We start from the raw sequence: 20473 nt of genomic DNA on the forward strand, positions 1-20473 counted from the left end.
GGGAGAGGAAATGGAAAGCCCACTTGTCACACTCAATAACGCCAGCAAAAGCTTTGTCGATGGCAAAGAGACACATCGCGTATTGGAAGGCGTCGACTTCACGCTGAACACGGGAGCGAGTGTCGCGCTGACGGGCGCAAGTGGCAGCGGCAAAAGTACCTTACTCAATGTCATCGCAGGCTTCGAGCCCCTTTCCAGTGGTGAGTTGTTGTTAGATAGCGATAACACGGCGGCTTGGAAAGACCCACAATGGAGCCGATTTCGACACCAAAAACTCGGTGTTATCTTCCAGCAATACAATCTATTAACGCCGCTCAACGTAAAGCAAAACATCGCTTTCCCTCTGCATTTGAATCAGCAGAAATGGAACGACTGGTGCGATTATTTGGTCGAAACGCTGGGCATCAGCCAGCTTCTCGACAGGCATGTTTCTGCTCTTTCCGGCGGTCAACAACAACGGGTCGCAATTGCGCGCGCATTGGCTCACAAACCCAAACTTCTGCTTGCCGATGAACCCACAGGCAACCTTGACCAAAAAGCAGGCTTAGAAGTGATGAAACTGCTCAGTGAAATCACCACACAAGGTAATACAGCGGTGCTCTTGGTGACCCATAGTCCTGACTGCGCCGAGTTTATGCAAACCCAGCTACGTTTAAAGGATGGTCGCTTGAAAGATGATCGTTTGCAAAACGGACTGACGCAAAATCAGCGCGGTGTAAATGAGCAACATCATGAAGCAAGCTAAGCTCTCAAACGCCAGATTCACGCATACTCGACTCGCCCTGAATCTGTTTGCGGCGCACTATCGCCAAGCGCCACTGCAAGCCGCCGCAATTCTGGTTGGTATCGTGTTGGCAGTGACGTTATTTGTGGCTGTCCAAGCGATTAACCTCAATGCCAAGCGCAGCTATGCCGAATCCACAGAGCAGCTCAGCGCACAAGCTCAGAACCTAATTATTCCACCCGCGGGGCAAAACTACCTACCTGAATCGCTCTACTTCACCCTTAGACAAAACGGACTCAGTGCAACACTACCGGTGATCGAAGGACGAGTGAGAGATGAACAAGGTCGTCGCTGGTCTGTGCAAGGTAGCGAGTTGATTGCCGCCATCTCCTCACGTTCTCGCTATTCAACACATAAAGAGGAAGATCCATCAAGTAACCAACAGAACGTGTCTTTGTTCGACAGTGCCTTACCTTTGCCTGAGCTTTTAGCTGGGAAGCCGATCGTGATGATGAGTCAATCACAACATCAAAGCCTTGGAGAGGTGGAAACCCTAACTCTGGACGACATTCTAACCCAAGTGGTGGTGCTACCTGACGAATGGCAGTTAGGTAGCCGAATGTTGATGGACATTGGCTTTGCCCAGCAGTTGCTCAATAAGCAAGGACAGCTGAGTTACATTGCGGTTTTCCATTCGGGTGATAAAGGGAATAAAGACACGCAAGCAAAATGGCAAAGCATCATTGGTGAGCAAGGACAATGGATTTCCAATAATCAAAGTACAGATCTTGGTTCGCTGACCGACAGCTTTCACCTCAACCTCACCGCGATGAGCTTACTCGCCTTTTTAGTCGGGCTTTTCATCGCTTACAACGGTGTTAAGTACAGCTTGCTGAAACGTAATCGACTGTTAGTGCAGATCCAACAGGCGGGTGTTGCACCGAGCATTGTGTTCTCTGCGCTGTTAGTTGAACTCACTATTCTGGTTACCATCGGTGCTTCACTCGGTTTTGTATTGGGCATGCAGCTTAGCCATTGGTTGCATCCGACTGTAGCACTGACTTTAGAACAACTTTATGGCGCGACACTTCTGCCCGGAACTTGGCAGTGGCAATGGTGGGCGCAAGCGCTACTGCTCACGTTAGCCGCCACCCTATTGGCGTGTTGGCAGCACTTTAAACAGCGAGTGCGCCAGCCGCTTTCCTCTCATGGTGGTTTTTATCAAGCACCTGAAGCCTCTAACGAAAATCAATTGTTCGTGATAGGTGCTGCGTTGACGGCTTTCGCACTTGCAGGGTTATGGCTGAGTGAGCACCACCGATTTACCATGGCGTGGCTCGGCGTGCTTGTGGTGTCGATTCCTTTGTATCTACCCAAAACACTCAGCGTGTTAGCCAATTGGTGTGAGAAGCGCACCAGTTCCGGTTTGCTGCAGTATCTGTTTGCTGAGCTGCGCGAGCTGATTTCTCCGCTTTCTCTCGCCATGATGGCGCTGCTGCTCGCCGTTACAGCCAATATGGGGATGAACACCTTAGTGGGCAGCTTTGAATCCACCCTAAAACAGTGGTTAGAACAAAGGCTGCACGCCGATATTTACGTCAGCCCTGCCCAAGGGGAAATCGCAGATGTGGAGCGCGCATTAGGACAGTTCGACAAGGTTGAGACCGTCTACAAGCAATACTACGTCGACGATAACCTGCAAGGCTTACCGATTTTGCTTGGTACCAAAGACAAAGACACCTTAGAACAAACCATGGTGTTCAAATCGTATTTGGAGAACTTCTGGCAGCGTTTTTACCAAGGTGAGTTAGTCGCCATCAGTGAACCAACCGCGGTCAAACTGGGTTTATCACTAGGTAGCGAGCTCACGCTTGATGCTGTTCCAAATAAGAAGCTGCTTGTGGGTGCGATATTTCATGATTACGGCTCACCCAATGGTGAAGTCTTATTAGCACCAAAGTTATGGAAAGAGAGCGGATTTACCGACTTGCCGACAAGCCTTGGCATTAAAGTCTCGGGGGACCCACAAATCGTCTACGAGGAACTGCGCGAGCAATTGAATCTGCATCCAAGTCAACTCTACGATCAGGCGCAAATCAAATCCATCGCGTTGGACATTTTCTCGCAGACTTTCGCCATTACACGCGCGCTCAACGGCGTGACTTTGATGGTCGCCGTGATTGGTTTGTTCAGTGCTTGTTTCATGTTACTCGACGCGCGCAAAGCCGCCATTGCAAGGCTGTATGCACTTGGTGTTAGTCGTCGTAAATTAATGACCATGATGGTCGGACAGATCGTCGCTTTGGTCAGTTTTACTCTGGTTATCGCCCTGCCCCTCGGTGCGATGGTGGGTTATGTACTGACAGACATCGTCACCTTGCGCGCTTTTGGTTGGAGCTTAAGTTACCTGTGGAATTGGAGTGATGCCCTCAGTATTGCGGCGATCACCATCTTGGTGGCGGTAATTGCAACCTTGATTCCGCTGTGGCGATTGGTCAGCAAGCCCGTCGTGTCCAGTTTGCAAAGCGAGGTGTTGTGATGGTTCGATTAGCAAGCAAACTTACTCTACTCATAAGCAGCTTGTTCCTGTTCGGTTGTGAAGATCCCCAACCAAAAAATATGGGCACGCAAAATATGGGCACGTTGCTGGGCAGTGGAGATACGCTAAGTGAGAGCAACCCATTCTCACCTGTGGAAAAAGGCGTTGAACTTACCTTTCCTGCCGATCATCAAGCGCACCCGAATTTTCGTCATGAATGGTGGTACTTAACCGCCAACTTAACCGATGAAGACGGCAACCCACTTGGCGTTCAATGGACACAATTTCGCTTTGCTGCTGCGCCGCCAACAAGCGAAAATGACGTGAAGAAAACCGAGTGGCAAACTCAGCAAATCTACATGGCGCACAGCGCGGTCACGACAACGGACAAACACTACGCCGATGAAAAATGGTCACGCGATCAAGCCTCTCTCGCTGGCGTCGACACTTCACCATTTCGAGTTTACCTCGATAATTGGCAGTGGACTTCTTTAACCAACGACCTCTTCCCTGCCACATTGAAGGCGAACTCCGAACAGTTTGGCTATTCGCTGGCGCTTACCAGCAATGCGCCTTATCAAAAGCAAGGCGAGCAAGGTTACAGCACCAAAAGTGCCGATGGTCAGGTGGCTTCGTATTATTACAGCCAACCGTTTATTGATGTCTCCGGTGAAGTCACGATCGACGGCAAAACCCATCAAGTGTCGGGCAAAGGTTGGATAGACCGAGAGTGGAGTTCGCAGTTCTTACTCGACTCACAACAAGGCTGGGACTGGTTTGCCCTACGATTGAGTGACGAAACCAGTTTGGTGGTGTTCCAATTGCGAGATTCCAAAACCGGACAAGCCAGTTACTCCAACGCAAAACTGATGCAGCAAGATGGTTCTGGTATTGCTATCTCACAAACAGACATTCAGTTAGAGGCGACCAAGCAAACAGACATCAACGGTCGCGATTATCCAACCCAGTGGCAAGTATCGATTCCTAATCAGCAAATCGAACTGACGGTTTCTGCACTTAATCCAAATGCTAAAATGCCACTCTCCGTGCCTTATTGGGAAGGGCCAGTCTCTATAGAGGGGAGCCATTCAGGAATGGGGTATATGGAACTAACCGGGTACTAACGCGGACATAGCAAACAAAAAACGCGTGCAGAAACTGCGCCAATCGATTCATAATGATCAGGTTTATCCGCTACCGAGCCAAGCACTGTATTCACTATGAGCGATACAAAAATGATCATTCCTAACGTTCGACTCATTCTCGGGCAACCTTGTCGAGCGATTGAGCTTTCTTCCGAGCAAGAAGAACCGTTCATCGAACCTCATCGTCATCAGTATTGGGAAATCGTGTGGTGCAAAGAAGACACCGGCAGTCAGAGCATTGATTTTATCGAATACGAAAACCGCGCCAACCGTTTATTCACCATTGCTCCGGGGCAAGTACATTTATCTGAATACATGGGCCAAGATGTGCGGCTGCTCGTCTTTACACCTGGTTTTGTAGAAACCAACAAGCGCAGTACCCAGCTGGTTGAAAGTGTGTTCTCGACACACGCGGTTCGTCCCCCTTATATCGATTGTAGCGACGAAGGCCTGTATTACCTCGATTCGATTTTCACCATGCTCAAAGAAGAGTGTGAACGTGACATTGATGATTGTGATTGGGGGCTTGTGGAGTCGCTGATCAATTGTTTTTTGCGTTACATGCTACGATATGCAAAAACATCCAAGCTCAAGGGAGGGCAACGCGACGCCCGAGTTGGGCAACTCATCGAGCTAATCGACAAACACTATCATGAAGAGAAAAAGTGTGAGTTCTATGCTTCAGAACTGGCCCTAACCAGTAAACGCCTTAATGAGATCGTTAAAGCGGAACGCGGGAAAACCGTGACTCAGTTAATCCATGATCGCATTATACTCGAAGCCAATCGTGACCTCATATTTTCCACCAAAACCGTCAAAACTATCGCTTTAGAACTGGGGTTTGAAGATCCTGCCTATTTTAGTCGATTTTATCGCAAGCAAATGGGGGAGTCACCCGCAGAATTTCGCCTCCGATGTGTAGATAGTGCAACATTATAGGCGGATAATCCCTTTTAGACCCACATGAATGTACTGATAATACCCGACCATTAATTCATCTCATTCGGGTATTTTTGTATCTTATGGCTATCAATCTAAAAACTGACCCTATTTCAAAATCCTTTTATCAGTATCTGTGGCCAGCACTAACAGGCATGGTGATAAAGTCACTCTTTATCATGGGCGATGCCTTTTTTATTGGTATGGGTGTAGGGCCAGATGGCCTTGGCGCAATCGCATTGATCATTCCACCTTTTTCCATTTTTACAGCTATCGCCATGATGGTCGGCATCGGTGGCGCAGCAAAAATGTCGATTGAGATAGGAAAAGGCAACACAAAAAGCAGTCAAACTTGGTTTAGCCAATCCATGTTACTTACGACCATACTCTCTACGATTGCGGTCGTGATCGCCATGATTTGGTTAGAAGAATTGATCGCTTTTATGGGGGCGTCTGGCAACATGGCACAGCTTGCCCACGACTACCTGATCGTACTGCTGCCATTCTTTGTTGTGTACTCGCTAGCATGGGTTCTGTCTTGTTTTGTCCGCAATGATGCTAATCCGAAACTCGCCACTTATGCGATGTCTATTGGCGCAGTAACCAACCTTGTGTTGGATTACATTTTCATTCTTGAAATGGGTATGGGAATGGAAGGAGCTGCTTGGGCAACGGCTATTTCTCAAGTGATGATCGCACTGATCCTAGTGAGTCATTTTTCGCATAAAAAAGGCTCACTAGAGCTGAGTTTAAAAGGCATTGGTTTAAATAAAACCAAAGAGATCTTGAGTATTGGTACACCAACATTCTTCATTGAAATCACGTCTGCAATGACAATTGTACTGTTTAACTATGTACTGCTCACACAGTTTGGTGAAAGCCACATCATCGCCTACGGACTCACAACCAACGTTGGCGTCTTAGCACTGTTTGTTATGGTCGGCATTGCGCAAGCATGTCAGCCAATCATTAGCTTCAACCATGGTGCCAACCGTCCTGAACGCATTAACGACATCCTAAAACTGGGGTTAAAAGCGGCCATTGGTAGTGGCACTGTATTCTTGGTGATCGTGTGGATGTTCGCTCCTACTATTGCCGGCGCTTACCTTGGTAGCAACAATGAACTGATTCCATTAGCGTCTACCGCTGTGAGTTTCTTCTTCTTAGGCGTGCCATTGATGGGCTTTAACATGGTGGTGGCAAACTTATTTCAAGCCATTGCGAAACCACAGCAAGCGACATTCATCTCATTAAGTCGTGGATTCGTGTTCGTCGCTCTTGGTGTATTGCTATTGCCAAAACTGTTCCCTCAAGATGGTATTTGGGCAAGCATTGTGTTTGCCGAAGCCGTCACTGCAGCAATCAGTTTAAGTATGTTACTGACCTACCGACGCCGCTCGATAGATCCAGGCAACTTGGCCGTTCACACTTCTTAGTTCAACCAAATCGAGCCTAGTGATAAACTTGGCTCATTATCCAGAGACAAAAAAGGAAATGTAATGAACCCGATTATTGCGCTGTTGAAAGAGAACAATATCAGCGACGAGAAAATCCATGAGATTTTCCAAACTCTGACGCAAAATCCCTTTGCAGCAATGGCAACAATCAGCCAACTTGGTTTACCGCAAGACAAACTGCAAATGCTGATGGCGCAAGTGATGCAAAACCCTACGCTAATCAAAGAAGCCGTGGAAGAGTTAGGATTGGATTTCTCAAAAGTTGAAGAAGCAAAAGAGAAACTTCAAAACCAAAACCAAAACCAAGGCAACTAAGTTTCCCTTCCTTAAGTAAAGGCCGCAATCACCGTCGTTTAAGGTGATCGCGGCCTTTGTCATTCTACCGCCGAAACATCTTAAACCTGGGTGTTAGAACATGACAAACCGTTCAAAAGGCTCTCCATACATCGAAATTACCTATCAAGTGAAATAGGAAGTAACTATCAATAGGATAGCTACAAGCGATTTTCCTAAAACCTTGTCCGGTGAGAATATACTTTCCGAAAGCAACAACAGCTCAGCTTAAAACATTCAAAGGAAAGTAAATTATGATTAATACTCAAATCAAACCATTTGCAGCAACAGCATTCAAAAACGGCGAATTCGTAGAAGTTACAGAGCAAGACGTTCTAGGTAAATGGGCAGTATTCTTCTTCTACCCAGCAGACTTTACATTTGTTTGTCCAACTGAACTGGGTGACCTAGCAGATCATTATGAAGAACTACAAAAACGCGGCGTAGAAGTGTACTCAGTATCAACAGATACACACTTCACTCACAAAGCATGGCACGACAGCTCAGATACTATCGGCAAAATCCAGTACTACATGCTTGGCGACCAAGCTGGCAACATCACAAACAACTTCGGTGTAATGCGTGAAGGTGAAGGTCTTGCAGACCGTGCAACGTTCCTAATCGACCCACAAGGTACTATCCAAGCAATGGAAATCACTGCTGAAGGTATCGGTCGTGACGCAGAAGACCTACTACGCAAAGTAAAAGCAGCTCAATACGTAGCAGCGCACCCAGGTGAAGTTTGCCCAGCTAAATGGAAAGAGGGTGAAGAGACACTAGCACCATCTCTAGACCTAGTTGGTAAAATCTAAACCACTGAAATTTAAGTTCTAATCAGTTACCGATTTCCTTTTTCTGATTAGAACTGAATGAGAGAGCAATTCAAGTTAGATACCTTGACGACCATCGGCTTGGATTGCTCTCCCCCCAAGATTTTATCCAGAGTAACCATTTTATTAAGGTAGTAACAACTATGTTAGACCAAGCAATCCAACAACAACTCAAACAATATCTGGCTAATGTAAAAGAAGAAGTTCGATTAGTGGTTAGTCTAGATGAGAGCAAAGCATCTAATGATATTCTGTCTCTTGCGAACCAAATTGCAGAGATGAGCAACCTCATCACGGTTGAACGTGACGACAACGCAAGCGCACGTAAACCCGTGATGGCGGTAACTAACCCAGCAAAAGGCACTGCACTACGCTTTGCAGGCTTGCCAATGGGTCACGAATTTACCTCTCTAGTATTGGCACTGCTTCACTCTGGCGGTCACCCAATCAAATTAGAACCAGAAGTGATTGAGCAAATCGCCGCACTAGACAAAGATCTAGACGTAGAGATTTTCATTTCACTGTCGTGTCAAAACTGCCCGGACGTGGTTCAAGCGTTCAACATGATGGCAGCGATCAACCCGAAAGTGAAAGCAACCATGATCGACGGTGGTTTGTTCCAAGATGAAGTGAAACAACGCGACATCATGGCTGTACCAAGCGTATTCGTGAACGGTGAGCTATTCGGTCAAGGCCGTATGTCTCTGACTGAAATCCTAAACAAAGTGGATGACAGCGCGAGCGAGAAAGCAGCAAAAGCACTGAGCGAAAAAGACCCATACGATGTTCTTGTTGTCGGTGGTGGCCCTGGTGGTAGCGCAGCTGCTCTATACGCCGCTCGTAAAGGTATTCGTACTGGCGTTGTCGCTAAACGCTTTGGTGGTCAGGTTATGGACACCATGGCAATCGAGAACTTCATTTCGGTAAAACGCACTGAAGGTCCAAAACTGGCGACTGATCTAGCTGAACATCTAAAAGAATACGACGTTGACGTCGTGACTGAGCAACAAGCTGAGAAGCTAATGGGCGCAGCACACACAGAAGATGGTTTGATTCACATTCAACTTGAAAGCGGCGCAACGCTGAAGAGTAAGAGTGTCATCCTAAGCCCTGGTGCACGCTGGCGTGAAATGAACGTCCCTGGCGAGCAAGAGTACCGCAACAAAGGCGTCGCGTACTGCCCACACTGTGACGGTCCACTGTTCAAAGGCAAGAAAACCGCGGTTATCGGTGGCGGTAACTCAGGCATCGAAGCCGCTATCGACCTTGCAGGTATCGTAGAACACGTGACCGTTCTTGAATTTGCAGACGTACTTCGCGCAGACCAAGTGCTTATCGACAAAGCGAACTCGCTACCAAATATCGATATCATTACGATGGCACAAACCACAGAAGTCGTGGGTGACGGTACTCGCGTAACAAGCTTGAAGTACAAAGATCGCAACACAGATGAAATCAAAGAGATTGAACTGTCAGGTATCTTTGTTCAAATCGGTCTAGTACCAAACACAGAATGGCTAAAAGATTCAGAAGTAGCCCTATCTGAGCGCGGCGAAATTGAAATCGGTAGCCGTGGCGAAACCAGCCTAGAAGGTGTGTTCGCAGCCGGTGACGCAACCACCGTTCCTTACAAACAGATCATCATTGCGATGGGTGAAGGTGCAAAAGCAAGCTTAGGCGCATTTGACTACCTAATCCGTAAGCAAGGTTAATCTCCAATTTCTTGAGCACAAAGCGCACGGTGCTGTGTTTTCTTCCCCGGAAAACCAATCGGGGCACCGTGACAGCGATGAGTAACAAGGAATAAAATCAAAAATCCTAGAAGCCCAAAGACTTTGCCAGCAGGTATTAACTGCTGGCTTTTTTGGTTTTGGGCGAAAGAGGATGAAAGAAACTCGTTCCGAGAGCGCGGTTAATTCAATTCAAACCACCAGCACCAAAACACGCTGAAAGTAGATTCTGAATAATCGCTTAGGCTCTTTCAGAATGACGCGGTTCATTTAGCTCTCTCTTTCCGTCATTCCCGCGAACCTAAGTGAGACTGGGAATCTATTCACCACAAATTCGAACGAAAGAAGTCCACACGACATACATGTTGATAGCAAATGGTGACTTACTTAACTTGAGTTGAGGTTGCGTGATGAAAAGTATGTTGGAGGTAAAAGGCTAAGCGAAAAAGCAAAGAGGCAAAAAAGCGAAGAGAGGGAGGTGTGAATGACAAGCACAAAAAAGGCCGCTCTAAGAGCGGCCTTTCATATAATCTTTAGCTTACGCTGTTACTTCTAATTAAAGAGTTGTAACGTTGCTAGCTTGTGGGCCTTTTTGACCTTGTTCAACTTCGAAAGACACTTTTTGGCCTTCTTTCAGTGTTTTGAAACCTTCAGAAACGATTGAACGGAAGTGTACGAATACGTCCGCGCCGCCGTTATCTTGAGTGATGAAACCGAAGCCTTTCTCTTCGTTGAACCATTTTACGATACCAGTATTTTTGTTAGACATGTTATGCCCCTTATGTGTTTATTTTTTGAGTAAAAGTTCATCATTAACGACAGTGTTAATGTATTGAATTATGTCATGATACGCGAAAATAAAAGGGAAACGTCTAGCTACAAAAAACTAATTTTCGTAGTGGAAGCTTAACTTGTACTTGGTGCTGCATTTAATAACTCTTTGAACAACTGGGCCGCATACTACCAGAAGCCGTTTTTTTGTACAGAACTTTCTTACTTTTTTTTAAGTTTTTTTTTACTTGTTTAAATACCGTTCAAATTAGGCGCGTTTGATTTCATTTATAAATCAATAATAAAGAATTATGTACACTATTTATCCAAAATCTCGGTCTGAGAATCATTATGCACAGAAGTCTCAACATTGAGACTTCTGTCAATGCATGATCATAACTCTACTTTGGGTGGAGATTGACATAGATTGCCATTCACTTTGGCTGCCATTTACTTGGATTGCCATTGATGAGAAGTCACTAACTTATCCATGACGTTATTGATCGCTTGATGGGCTTTATCCACCATCAAATCAATATCACTGCGCTTAGCAATGAGTGGCGGTGCAAAACCAAGAATATCCCCATGGGGCATCGCTCGGGCGATTAAACCTTGCTCTAAACATGCGGCGGCGATCTGTGGCCCCACTTTCAAGTTGGGATCAAAATGAGTGCGTCGTTCTTTATCTGAGGAAAACTCCAACGCATGCAGCATACCGATACCACGCGTGTCCCCTACTATAGGATGCTCAGAAAAAGTTTCCGCCATACGCTGTTGTAAATACCCACCAACCTCAGCCGCATTCTGAACCAACCCCTCACGCTCAATGATGTCTAGATTACAGTTTGCCGCCGCTGCACCTAAAGGGTGACCAGAGTAGGTATATCCATGCCCAAATGGTCCCCAATCATCCGTACCGTCTTCAAGCACATTCCATACTCTCTCTCCGACGATCACTCCAGAAAGGGGTTGGTACGCCGATGTCAGCCCTTTTGCTATTGTGATTAAATCGGGTTTCATGTCGTAAAGTATCGAGCCAAACGCAGTACCAAGACGACCAAACCCGCACACCACTTCATCAGCAATCAATAACACATCGTATTTATCCAACACTTTGCGAATGGCTGACCAATAGCCTTGAGGGGGCGGGACGATCCCTCCGGTCCCTAACACAGGTTCAGCAATCATGGCTGCAACTGTATCTGGCCCCTCAGCAAGAATCATGGCTTCAAGTTGTTCGGCGCAATATTGAGAAAATGCCTGCTCAGATAAGCTGCTGTCCTCACGGCGATAATAGTAAGGAGCGATAGTGTGTTTAATACGTTCGAGTGGAAGATCAAAGTGAGCATGAAACAGCGGCAAGCCCGTTAGCGATCCGGAAGCAATACTTGAGCCGTGGTAGCCACGCTCGCGCGAGATGATTTTCTTTTTGTCTGGTAAACCGCGGACATTGTTGTAATACCAAACGAGTTTTAACTGAGTTTCATTAGCATCACTCCCTGACATCCCATAATACACTTTGCTCATCCCCTCTGGTGCCATTCTTATAATGCGATCAGAAAGCGTCACCAGCGCTTCATTCGTATGCCCAACGTAAGTGTGATAATAAGCGAGTTGTTTTGCCTGCTCATAAATTGCATCCGCCATTTCTGTGCGCCCATAGCCAATATTGACGCAATACAGCCCTGCAAATCCGTCAATTAATTCAATGCCCTTTGAATCCATGATACGGATGCCATGACCACCAGTAATGACTCTGCCTGGCAGTTCACCATGAGCATACTGTTTGAGATGCGTAGAGGCGTGAAATACACGTTGACGATCGATGTCCAATAAGCGTTGCGTTTTATCATTCATGATTTTCCCCTTAAGCATTCACGCGGATGTGAGAGCGTTCGATCTTTTTAAATACTCAGACGTGTCAATCATTATGTGTATCTATACCCATATGAACGACGACTCAACGTCATAAAAATCCGACACATAGTTACACTGTAGAGGAGGAGAGATTTCAAATATTTCTGATGATGCTGAAAAGGAGGGCAAAACTTTCTGTTTGAAAGGGTTAAACATGTGTTTTTTTCTGCACGCCCTTACACAAAGCTAACCATTAAAAATGATCGAGTTTTGATTGATGTCTAAAGAGGGTACATGGCTTTTGATGGTTTTCGTCACGATGTAAGTAAAGTAGCGTTCAATGCCAAGATCAGACTCTAACCAACCATCTATTAATCCTTGGTATTGATCAATGTCTTCAGTCTGAACTTTTAAGATGTAATCGATGCCGCCACCCGTCGCATAACAGTCCGTTACTTCTGGGGTTTGCTGGATCATTTTCTCAAAGCGGCGAAATGACTGAGCACTGTGTTCTTTGAGTGTCATCTCCACCAAAACAGATGTGCGCTTGAAGAGGATGTCTGTATTTACTTTTGCTCCATATCCCTCAATGATTCCCGCTTCTTCCAGCTTTTTAACGCGCTCCCAACAAGGGCTTACCGATAGGTTTATCGCCTGAGCAAGGTGAGATTTAGTAATACGACCATTCTTATGTAAGATCTGTAATATTTTCACGTCGTAGCGATCCAGACGCATGGCTTCCCTCCCTCAGTTATTCTTTCTTTTTCTATCTTTAAAAAACGTCCGACGCTCAAATTCAATGTTTTACAAACAGGTGACGTGGAAAATCACACAAGGTTTTTGCGCCATTACTCGTAATGACGATACTTTCAGTGGTTTCTAATCCCCAGTCCTCAAACCAGAGTCCGGGCATAAAGTGGAATGTCATGCCCTCTTCAAGACACGTTTTATCACTTTCCCGTAGGCTCATGGTTCGCTCTCCCCAATCCGGAGGATAACTCAAGCCAATGGGATAACCACAGCGAGCCCCCTCACGAGAGAACCCTGCGTTGTCTAATACTTGATTCAACGCATTGGCAATATCCGCACAAGTATTACCCGGTCGAGCCATTTCTAACCCTGCTTCAATACCACGAGTGAGCGCTTCATCTGCGCGCTTAAACTTGTCGTCAGGTTCACCAAGAAAAATCGTTCGTGACAGCGGGCAGTGATAACGACGATGCGCTCCTGCGATCTCAAAAAACGTGCCCTCACCTTTTTGAAACGGCCTATCGTCCCATGTTAGATGAGGCGCTGAGGCATCTGATCCAGAGGGTAAAAGTGGAACAATCGCGGTGTAGTCTCCAAAATGCTCCTCATGCCCAAGTACCGCCTGACGGTTTATCTCTGCAACGAGATGATGCTTGGGTAAGCCAGGTTCAATCATGTCAAACGCGACTCGGTGCATGTTTTCTACAATTCGTGCAGCGCGATACATATAAGCAAGTTCTTGTTCCGATTTAACGGCACGACACCAATTGACTAAACCCGTTGCATCCAATAATTGCGCTTTCGGTAAGTGCGTCATCAATGATTCATAAGCGGTCGCACTAAAGTAATAGTTGTCTTTCTCTACGCCAATTCGCCCACGGTCCCATAACCTTGGTTCTAATACTCTTTCAACGAGGAAATCCATCGGATGCAATGGTGGGTTCATTACATAGTGATCGGGGTAATAAGTGATGTTATCTGCTGACATGTAGGCCGTGCGATAAGCGCCATTCGCATCTTGGCATCGTCCAAACCAAACGGGTTCCCCCTCTGTACCTACCACGACACATTGAGGAACATAAAATGACCAGCCATCATACCCTGTTAACCATGCCATATTGGACGGATCATGAATAATCAGGACGTCCAACTCTCGCTCTTCCATTGATAATCGAACTTTCGTTAATCGCTCCTGGAACTCTTCCAGTGAAAAATGCAAAGCAACGCCTCTCATGCTTTCTCCTTACTAAAAGTCCGACGCCTTGAGGCTCCCGGAGACGTTGAGGTATTCCTACCTTCAGGCTAGGCCGTTTAACCCGCCGATCCTACTCATGTCACTTACCACTGCTCTATCGTGAAGCTAAGTTAAAGGAAAGTGCCCTATCAAAAGACACTGTTCATTCCAATTATGGTGCATTTTTTCAGATTGCACTGAAACAGACAGAAAAATCGTCCCACACTTGGGATACAACTCGTTTGCAAATATTAAAAACAACAAAAAAGCAGAGCGACCAATAAACGAGATGAAGAGGTGAAAAAGCTAAAGAGCTAAAGAGCTAAAGAGCTAAAGAGCTAAAGAGAAGAGTAATACAGTATTCGCCCACTCACCAAACGCGAGTGGGCTAACATTCACAATGCGATGGATTGATAGCACTCGACAATCTGAGTGACGTCTTTTTTATTGCCTTGCTGGATTCGCTTGTAATGATTAAGCGTTTTATCTAGGTAATCTTTAATGACAAACGCCTGCTCAGGGGAGTCCGCTTGCCATAATTTCTCCCCAACTAAACTGACTTTTGCATTGAGGTTAGGTTGAGAGGAAACGAAAATCACCTCATAAAAGCGATGGTTCTCTTTCACCAATATTTCGTCTTTCAAACCAAAATTACGCTGATTCAAGACCTGACGCAGCTTAAATTGATGGTGAACCGGACACAGTATGAAGTCGATATCTAATTGCGGGAACTGATCATGAATGGATTGCACAAACTCAGCGATCAAATCACCACCAACTCCAGCAATGATCACTAAGTGTTTCCCTGCATGTTTATCAAGCGGTAACTGAGCGACATCCAGACAGTGGACATGCCAAGCCGATATGGATTCCGAATAAAATTGCTGTAGTTTGCTCTCAACCGCGACAACCAATGGCTCCACGATATCGACAAAATGGATATTGGGCGCGGCCTGTTCCTCAAGTAATGCAGTACCGAGCAACCCATGATCGCAGCAGCAATCCCAAATGTGGGTATAGTGCGATTCTACCAATTGTACAATTTGCTGTAGTCGTTTACTGAGTTTCAAGGGTGTATACGCCGGAAAATAAAAACCGGCGTATTGTAATCACTTTACGCAAATTGTGAATGCTAAACGGCAAATAACCGCAAACTTGACGACTGGAATATTTAGTAACCCAACGTAGTTAAGAAGCAGTGCAAGCCTTTAAGTATTTCTATTTACGCTTACGTCGCCATGCACCAAGCCCTAACACACCCAGCCCGAGTAAAACTAACGTCGACGGCTCGGGAATCTCAACACCACCGGCCCCATCGGCACCATAGGCTCTGATCTGGTTCGTGAATAAAAGTGACCCTTCCCCTGTACTCGTATCGATGGCGATCGTTTCTGCTCCTAAGGTGAAACCATAAAGCGTGCCATCGGTATAATTGAGGCCATAGACATTATCAAAACCAATATCACCGATCTCAGTCCCACTCCCTGTCATTTCATCAATTAACCACAAGCTGTTGTTTGGCCCCGTCGTTGATGACAAGAATAAATTCCCCATATCATCAAATGCAATATCCCCAGATGAAGAATAACTCCCCGAACCAATCACACTCGTCGCGGCATTCGAGGTATTTATACTAAATAAGTTGCCGCCACCACTCCCGTACAACGTGCCATCACTACCAAACGTCAGACCATTAATGAAACGATTAGTGTCTCCAACTAATGTTGTCGAAGCATCCGTCTGATTAATTTCGTAGAGATTACCGTTACCCGAAACGCCATATAAAGCACTAGATATTGGATCGAGCGCAATATCTACACCCCTTTTATCTGCCTATACGACCATTCATAACGCGATAAGACGCTTTATCTCAAAGTCCGGATAATACCCACTGATGTCGATAATCTTTAAAGCAATCAATACATAGGAGAAAGGCAATGAACGGACAATTAATGAGACAAGTTTTAAGATGGATACATATTCTTTGCGCATTATTAGTAGGGGCGGCACTTTACTCACCTTTGAAGACCAACGAAGCATTCATGACATTAGTGCTCTTTATCCTTGTTCCACTTGTTGCCATTACTGGTGTGATGATGTGGAAGCAAGGCAAAGTGATGAAGTTCATCAACCGTAATCACAAACTAGAGCAATCGTCTCGATAGAACGATATTGAAAAGCCACCTCTATTTCTAAAGCGTGGCTTTTTATATGAGTCGGATAATTTGGTCATGAATTGACTTTCGCGGCACTTCCAGATGGAGTCATACCCGCGATACTTTTGAATGAGGCACACTGAAGGTTCTGCTTAAATCTATAACGTTTAAATTATGAATAGCATGGAAAGAACGCTACTTCCCCCTCGATACTGCTGTCGAAATTCACGTGGAGTGAGTCCTGTATGTCGCTTGAAAAATTTCACAAAATTAGTGGTTTCATCAAATCCCAATTCATCACCAATTCGAGTTATCTGCTCTGCTGTATGGGCAAGCATCCGTTTCGCTTCTAGTGCCAGACGATTCGACAAGTATTGTTTCGGCGAAATACCAAGCACTTCTGCCGTGGCACGGGATAAGGTTTTGTCCGTATATCCAAGTTGCTGAGCATAAATTTTTGACTGGTGAGACATCTTATAGTTGCGCTCAACAGCAAGTTTAAATCTATCAACTCGCTCTATCGCTGAAGCTGACACTGGGAGGTCAGGAAGAGATACCGATCGTGAATTGGACAGTCTAACCAGCAAAGTCTGCAATTGCAGTTGGAGCAGTGCCAGTGTCTCTTTATTACCCTGACTCGCATCATTTTCCATTTGAGCAACAAGAGCCACACAGACTGCATGTTCATCGGCCGCTAAAGATACACGTTCACCCAAATCATCTAACTGAACCATATTGCTCAAATCAGGTATCACTTTGCTGGCCAATTTTGGCAATAACACCTCCGGCCTGAACATGATTATCCAAGCATCCCACTTAGATTCCAGATCAAACTGCTGCACTTGGCTTGGTGTAACAAGCAGCCAGTCTCCTGGACAACACTGGTGCAAAACAAAATCTAGGTTATGTGTGCATTTCCCTTGCGTGACTCCCAACAAAAGATAAAAGTCCAGTCGCTGGACCGACCGTAAATGTGATTTTTTACCCCGCTGTTTGATGTCGCTGAAATGACAAATTTCAATTGGAAGCAAATAGTCAGGCTGGGGATTAAAGGTCACATCAAGAACAGCTTTGGCATTTATCCCTCTCATAACTTGTCCGTTTTTTACCATTAATTGACGTGTTTATACCTGTTGTATTCTCACAATTCAATAGAAACTGTGCTCATACAAGTGACCACTTACCAAAGCAATAATAAAGGCGCAAAAAATGAAAAATGAAGCCATCGTACCATTTGAGATTAATATACCTGAAGAAGACATTGCCGATTTGAAAAGACGTCTAGAGCAGACTCGTTTTACCGATGAAATTGATAATGCTGGCTGGGATTACGGCACTAACCTTGGCTATCTGAAACAGTTAGTTCAGTACTGGTTGACCGATTTTGACTGGCGAAGCGAAGAAAAAGCACTCAATGAATTCGATCAATATAAGACAAATATCGACGGGCTCGATTTACACTTTATTCATCAAAAATCAAACTACAAAAACGCAAAAACCCTCGTACTGATCCATGGTTGGCCTGGCTCTTTTGTCGAGTTTAAAAAAGTGATTGGTCCCCTAACCGACCCTGTTCGCTACGGAGGTCAGGTTGAAGACTCCTTTAATATTGTCGCGGTATCTCTACCGGGGTTTGGGTTTTCAGATCGCCCAACTAAGCGAGGTTACACTCCTGAACGCATGGCTGATACCATTGCATCGCTCATGGATCGATTAGGTTATGAACATTACGGGCTTCAAGGTGGAGATTGGGGAAGTACAGTTAGTCGCTATATTGCTACCAATTATTCAGAGCACGTGACAGGCCTGCACTTAAACTTTTGTGAGGCGACTCCACCAGCGAATGCGCAAAATACAGCAACTGAAATTAAGGACTTAACTCCACTTGAATTAAAGCGCTTAGCAGCAAGCAATGCTTTTACAAGCGAAGGAAGTGCGTATTTTGGACTATTGTCAACAAAACCACAGACCGTAAATTACGCCATGAATGATTCACCGACAGGCTTAGCAGCATGGATGATTGAAAAGTTTCAAAGTTGGAGTGACTGTGAGGGCTACATTGAAAAGAGCTTCACAAAAGATGAATTGCTCACCAATATTTCACTTTATTGGTTTACACAGACAGCATCATCTTCATCACGGATCTATTACGAACAAAGACATACTGAATGTAAACCGAAGCCAAATGTTACCGTGCCAACAGCCTGTGCTTTATTCCCATCAGAAATAAGGACACCACAACGTGATTGGGTCGAAGCGACTTATCACCTTGTTCGTTGGACAGAAATGCCAAATGGTGGCCATTTTGCTGCACTCGAAGAACCACAACTGCTCGTCGATGACATTCGTGCTTTCTTCCGCGAACTTCCTGAGTGTAAATAGTCGTCAGTCAAAAAACATATAGTGTGAATAATGCAATTAGACGTCGATAAACCCACGCAATGTGAACAGTAACTCACATAGGTATGACCGTAGCAACGGTCTATGCCTCTTCTTTGTTACGCAAAAGAAAGAGGAGGCAACCTATATGAGAACATAAGAAATAACTCACTTTCACAAATCACAAATCACAAATCACAAATTAGAATTGGTAGAGCCTATTCAAAACACGGCTTTCAACTTCAATCATTGTGCTTGGTTTTAGGCAACTTCGATTTACCGTTAGTACTTTTCAATAATCCACCTAATACCTAAACGTTTTGCGCCATTCACTAGGCGTCACTTGGAATTTTTTCTTAAATTTGTCTCGCATCACAAATACAGAGCTGAACCCGACTCGATCGGATACTGACTCAGCCGCCATCTCAGGGCTTACTGCCTGTTGTAGCTTGCGCAGATCGTCGTTGGTCTCGCTCCCGTGCACCCAAAACGTTTCTGAGTGCGTCTCTCAGCCGTCTAGTTGCCCATATCTAAACTGAACCTCCGCGTGAATATCTCCTATGCGAAGATTAACCGCATGGACATCGTGTCCATTAGCATCCGTCTCTTGAGCGTCTTGGGTGATCCCAGACACTTCAAGGTCGAAGTTTTCAATGGCTTGCCTCACCTTGTTTGCAAAGGGTGATCCTTTGTTTTTTCTGACATAGTCAAAGGTCAGTAGGCTCAATGCGCTTCGATTTTCTTGCGCAATGATGTCCCTGTTTTGCCAATTAATAGCCTGTGCTACTTTGATTTGTAGCTTTTGTGCCATTTTAAGGTGGTCTTGAGTCATTGGTCTTTGCATTGCTGCTCTCCTTAGTGGCCTTTGGCCTTAGTTACTTGAGCATGAGGTAGGTCAAGTGGGGGAGATAATTACGACGTAGGGTTATTATTGTGATCGAACGACAAGACGTAAAATGGCTTAGGTGACCATGCAGGGCGATGTAGTATGGTGCTGTTTTTACACGGGAGATTGTGGCAATGAGTACGGAAATCTTGTGCCTGAAAGAGGTGGCAATGCGATTGAGTGGCATTGTGAGTGAGGCGTACGCCTGGCCTCAGCAGCCCCATCCAGAGTTTCACTTAGAGTTTATTGTGTGTCCTGGTGGGGAGCTTGCGCTTGATTTTCTTTGCAAAAAACGCGCTATGTTTTGGTCAGAGTTTGCTAATGAGGTATTTGAGACGCCTGTTAAACAAAATGGGGAACCAATCACTTGGCAAGATCTAATGCGCGTTGGTATTCCATTTATGTCTTAGTTAGGCGTTCTCGCACTGGCGTTTAATGCTCGCAAGGCTTGGGTGATGGCCTCCAATGCCTGCGCTAAAGTAAACGCTTGAGGCCATTACGACGTCGAGTCTATTGCGTTTGTGGGTGATTCTAACTACGAAACGGTCGTAATCACGTTCGTCTATTAGTTTTTTCAGTGATTCGAAATTTTCAGCTTCGGTAAACTCTTCATAAATACCTACTTTTCGAATCCCAAAGAAATCCTGCTTAGGCATGATAAATTCCTATCGTTGTTGAGATGTGGATATTGTACCAATTAGCCCTAGCTCAAAAAGCCACCAGCCTGTTTAAGGTCACGATTT

The 20473-nt window shown here is 45.4% G+C and carries 21 protein-coding genes; 11 read left to right on the forward strand and 10 right to left on the reverse strand.

Features of this window, described 5'->3' with window-relative positions; genetic code table 11:
* The first annotated feature begins 10 nt into the window (after positions 1 to 10).
* The 8 genes from VA249_RS20840 to ahpF all read left to right on the forward strand — a co-directional run bounded on the left by VA249_RS20840 (position 11) and on the right by ahpF (position 9679).
* Positions 11 to 745, forward strand: a complete 735-nt coding sequence (locus tag VA249_RS20840) for an ABC transporter ATP-binding protein (RefSeq protein WP_221070916.1) — start codon at positions 11 to 13, stop codon at positions 743 to 745.
* The gene (locus tag VA249_RS20845) at positions 732 to 3263 is read left to right on the forward strand and encodes an ABC transporter permease (protein WP_221070917.1); all 2532 of its coding nucleotides are present in this window, start codon (positions 732 to 734) and stop codon (positions 3261 to 3263) included. The genes VA249_RS20840 and VA249_RS20845 overlap by 14 nt, the downstream gene beginning before the upstream one ends.
* The gene (locus VA249_RS20850) at positions 3263 to 4387 is read left to right on the forward strand and encodes a lipocalin-like domain-containing protein (protein ID WP_221070918.1); all 1125 of its coding nucleotides are present in this window, start codon (positions 3263 to 3265) and stop codon (positions 4385 to 4387) included. The genes VA249_RS20845 and VA249_RS20850 overlap by 1 nt, the downstream gene beginning before the upstream one ends.
* Before the next feature lie 96 nt (positions 4388 to 4483).
* Positions 4484 to 5347, forward strand: coding sequence for a helix-turn-helix domain-containing protein (locus VA249_RS20855; RefSeq protein ID WP_221070919.1), 864 nt, complete (start codon positions 4484 to 4486; stop codon positions 5345 to 5347).
* Positions 5348 to 5430: 83 nt separating this feature from the next.
* Positions 5431 to 6783 carry an MATE family efflux transporter gene (locus tag VA249_RS20860; RefSeq protein WP_221070920.1) on the forward strand — a complete coding sequence of 451 codons (1353 nt, stop codon included), beginning with the start codon at positions 5431 to 5433 and terminating at the stop codon, positions 6781 to 6783.
* 63 nt (positions 6784 to 6846) lie between these two features.
* Positions 6847 to 7119, forward strand: a complete 273-nt coding sequence (locus VA249_RS20865; protein WP_221070921.1) for a DUF2999 family protein — start codon at positions 6847 to 6849, stop codon at positions 7117 to 7119.
* 272 nt (positions 7120 to 7391) lie between these two features.
* Positions 7392 to 7949, forward strand: coding sequence for an alkyl hydroperoxide reductase subunit C (gene ahpC / locus VA249_RS20870; RefSeq protein ID WP_128813433.1), 558 nt, complete (start codon positions 7392 to 7394; stop codon positions 7947 to 7949).
* Positions 7950 to 8110: 161 nt separating this feature from the next.
* A complete protein-coding gene (gene ahpF, locus VA249_RS20875) occupies positions 8111 to 9679 on the forward strand; it encodes an alkyl hydroperoxide reductase subunit F (RefSeq protein ID WP_221070925.1) in 1569 nt (522 codons plus the stop codon).
* 574 nt (positions 9680 to 10253) lie between these two features.
* On the opposite strand, the gene cspE is transcribed toward ahpF, so the two are convergent.
* From cspE to VA249_RS20905, 6 genes are all read right to left on the reverse strand, one after another.
* Positions 10254 to 10466 carry a transcription antiterminator/RNA stability regulator CspE gene (gene cspE, locus VA249_RS20880; RefSeq protein WP_128813435.1) on the reverse strand — a complete coding sequence of 71 codons (213 nt, stop codon included), beginning with the start codon at positions 10464 to 10466 and terminating at the stop codon, positions 10254 to 10256.
* Positions 10467 to 10918: 452 nt separating this feature from the next.
* A complete protein-coding gene (locus VA249_RS20885) occupies positions 10919 to 12325 on the reverse strand; it encodes an aspartate aminotransferase family protein (RefSeq protein ID WP_221070942.1) in 1407 nt (468 codons plus the stop codon).
* 246 nt (positions 12326 to 12571) lie between these two features.
* Positions 12572 to 13060, reverse strand: a complete 489-nt coding sequence (locus tag VA249_RS20890) for an Lrp/AsnC family transcriptional regulator (protein WP_221070943.1) — start codon at positions 13058 to 13060, stop codon at positions 12572 to 12574.
* A 61-nt stretch (positions 13061 to 13121) separates the two neighbouring features.
* Positions 13122 to 14309 (reverse strand): ectoine hydrolase DoeA, encoded by a 1188-nt coding sequence (gene doeA / locus VA249_RS20895; protein WP_128813438.1) that lies wholly within the window; start codon positions 14307 to 14309, stop codon positions 13122 to 13124.
* Between the two features lie 395 nt (positions 14310 to 14704).
* Positions 14705 to 15379, reverse strand: coding sequence for a tRNA (adenine(22)-N(1))-methyltransferase (locus tag VA249_RS20900; protein ID WP_221070945.1), 675 nt, complete (start codon positions 15377 to 15379; stop codon positions 14705 to 14707).
* 148 nt (positions 15380 to 15527) lie between these two features.
* On the reverse strand, positions 15528 to 15848 hold the full coding sequence (locus tag VA249_RS20905; RefSeq protein ID WP_221070947.1) for a PEP-CTERM sorting domain-containing protein: 321 nt from the start codon (positions 15846 to 15848) through the stop codon (positions 15528 to 15530).
* 398 nt (positions 15849 to 16246) lie between these two features.
* Here VA249_RS20905 and VA249_RS20910 point away from each other — a divergent pair, with 398 nt between their 5' ends.
* On the forward strand, positions 16247 to 16474 hold the full coding sequence (locus tag VA249_RS20910) for a hypothetical protein (RefSeq protein WP_221070949.1): 228 nt from the start codon (positions 16247 to 16249) through the stop codon (positions 16472 to 16474).
* 158 nt (positions 16475 to 16632) lie between these two features.
* On the opposite strand, the gene VA249_RS20915 is transcribed toward VA249_RS20910, so the two are convergent.
* The gene (locus VA249_RS20915) at positions 16633 to 17577 is read right to left on the reverse strand and encodes a helix-turn-helix domain-containing protein (RefSeq protein WP_221070951.1); all 945 of its coding nucleotides are present in this window, start codon (positions 17575 to 17577) and stop codon (positions 16633 to 16635) included.
* 97 nt (positions 17578 to 17674) lie between these two features.
* Between VA249_RS20915 and VA249_RS20920 the strand changes: the two genes are divergently transcribed.
* Complete coding sequence (locus VA249_RS20920) at positions 17675 to 18847, forward strand: epoxide hydrolase family protein (RefSeq protein WP_221070953.1); 1173 nt, start codon at positions 17675 to 17677, stop codon at positions 18845 to 18847.
* A gap of 301 nt (positions 18848 to 19148) precedes the next feature.
* Here the strand turns inward: VA249_RS20920 and VA249_RS24285 are convergent, their stop codons facing one another.
* On the reverse strand, positions 19149 to 19268 hold the full coding sequence (locus VA249_RS24285) for an AraC family transcriptional regulator (protein ID WP_225927158.1): 120 nt from the start codon (positions 19266 to 19268) through the stop codon (positions 19149 to 19151).
* A gap of 84 nt (positions 19269 to 19352) precedes the next feature.
* Positions 19353 to 19688: a hypothetical protein gene (locus tag VA249_RS20930; protein ID WP_221070955.1), complete on the reverse strand. Its 336-nt coding sequence runs from the start codon at positions 19686 to 19688 to the stop codon at positions 19353 to 19355.
* Positions 19689 to 19864: 176 nt separating this feature from the next.
* Between VA249_RS20930 and VA249_RS20935 the strand changes: the two genes are divergently transcribed.
* Entirely contained in the window at positions 19865 to 20140 is a 276-nt protein-coding gene (locus VA249_RS20935) for a hypothetical protein (RefSeq protein WP_221070956.1), read from the forward strand.
* Here VA249_RS20935 and VA249_RS20940 read toward each other — a convergent pair whose 3' ends face one another.
* Positions 20141 to 20386 (reverse strand): hypothetical protein, encoded by a 246-nt coding sequence (locus VA249_RS20940; protein WP_221070958.1) that lies wholly within the window; start codon positions 20384 to 20386, stop codon positions 20141 to 20143.
* Positions 20387 to 20473 lie beyond the last annotated feature (87 nt).

Origin of the sequence: Vibrio alfacsensis (assembly GCF_019670485.1) — a bacterium.
GTDB lineage: Bacteria > Pseudomonadota > Gammaproteobacteria > Enterobacterales > Vibrionaceae > Vibrio > Vibrio alfacsensis.

Bases quoted from the DNA above. Each gene is read 5' to 3' on its own strand.
- VA249_RS20885 (WP_221070942.1), bottom strand. From the start codon at position 12,325: ATGAATGATAAAACGCAACGCTTATTGGACATCGATCGTCAACGTGTA.
- VA249_RS20850 (WP_221070918.1), top strand. From the start codon at position 3,263: ATGGTTCGATTAGCAAGCAAACTTACTCTACTCATAAGCAGCTTGTTC.
- ahpC (WP_128813433.1), top strand. From the start codon at position 7,392: ATGATTAATACTCAAATCAAACCATTTGCAGCAACAGCATTCAAAAAC.
- ahpF (WP_221070925.1), top strand. From the start codon at position 8,111: ATGTTAGACCAAGCAATCCAACAACAACTCAAACAATATCTGGCTAAT.
- VA249_RS20855 (WP_221070919.1), top strand. From the start codon at position 4,484: ATGAGCGATACAAAAATGATCATTCCTAACGTTCGACTCATTCTCGGG.
- VA249_RS20930 (WP_221070955.1), bottom strand. From the start codon at position 19,688: ATGCAAAGACCAATGACTCAAGACCACCTTAAAATGGCACAAAAGCTA.
- VA249_RS20840 (WP_221070916.1), top strand. From the start codon at position 11: ATGGAAAGCCCACTTGTCACACTCAATAACGCCAGCAAAAGCTTTGTC.
- VA249_RS20920 (WP_221070953.1), top strand. From the start codon at position 17,675: ATGAAAAATGAAGCCATCGTACCATTTGAGATTAATATACCTGAAGAA.
- VA249_RS20935 (WP_221070956.1), top strand. From the start codon at position 19,865: ATGAGTACGGAAATCTTGTGCCTGAAAGAGGTGGCAATGCGATTGAGT.
- VA249_RS20940 (WP_221070958.1), bottom strand. From the start codon at position 20,386: ATGCCTAAGCAGGATTTCTTTGGGATTCGAAAAGTAGGTATTTATGAA.
- VA249_RS20910 (WP_221070949.1), top strand. From the start codon at position 16,247: ATGAACGGACAATTAATGAGACAAGTTTTAAGATGGATACATATTCTT.
- VA249_RS20915 (WP_221070951.1), bottom strand. From the start codon at position 17,577: ATGGTAAAAAACGGACAAGTTATGAGAGGGATAAATGCCAAAGCTGTT.
- VA249_RS20890 (WP_221070943.1), bottom strand. From the start codon at position 13,060: ATGCGTCTGGATCGCTACGACGTGAAAATATTACAGATCTTACATAAG.
- VA249_RS20860 (WP_221070920.1), top strand. From the start codon at position 5,431: ATGGCTATCAATCTAAAAACTGACCCTATTTCAAAATCCTTTTATCAG.
- VA249_RS20845 (WP_221070917.1), top strand. From the start codon at position 732: ATGAAGCAAGCTAAGCTCTCAAACGCCAGATTCACGCATACTCGACTC.
- VA249_RS20865 (WP_221070921.1), top strand. From the start codon at position 6,847: ATGAACCCGATTATTGCGCTGTTGAAAGAGAACAATATCAGCGACGAG.
- doeA (WP_128813438.1), bottom strand. From the start codon at position 14,309: ATGAGAGGCGTTGCTTTGCATTTTTCACTGGAAGAGTTCCAGGAGCGA.
- VA249_RS24285 (WP_225927158.1), bottom strand. From the start codon at position 19,268: ATGGCGGCTGAGTCAGTATCCGATCGAGTCGGGTTCAGCTCTGTATTT.
- cspE (WP_128813435.1), bottom strand. From the start codon at position 10,466: ATGTCTAACAAAAATACTGGTATCGTAAAATGGTTCAACGAAGAGAAA.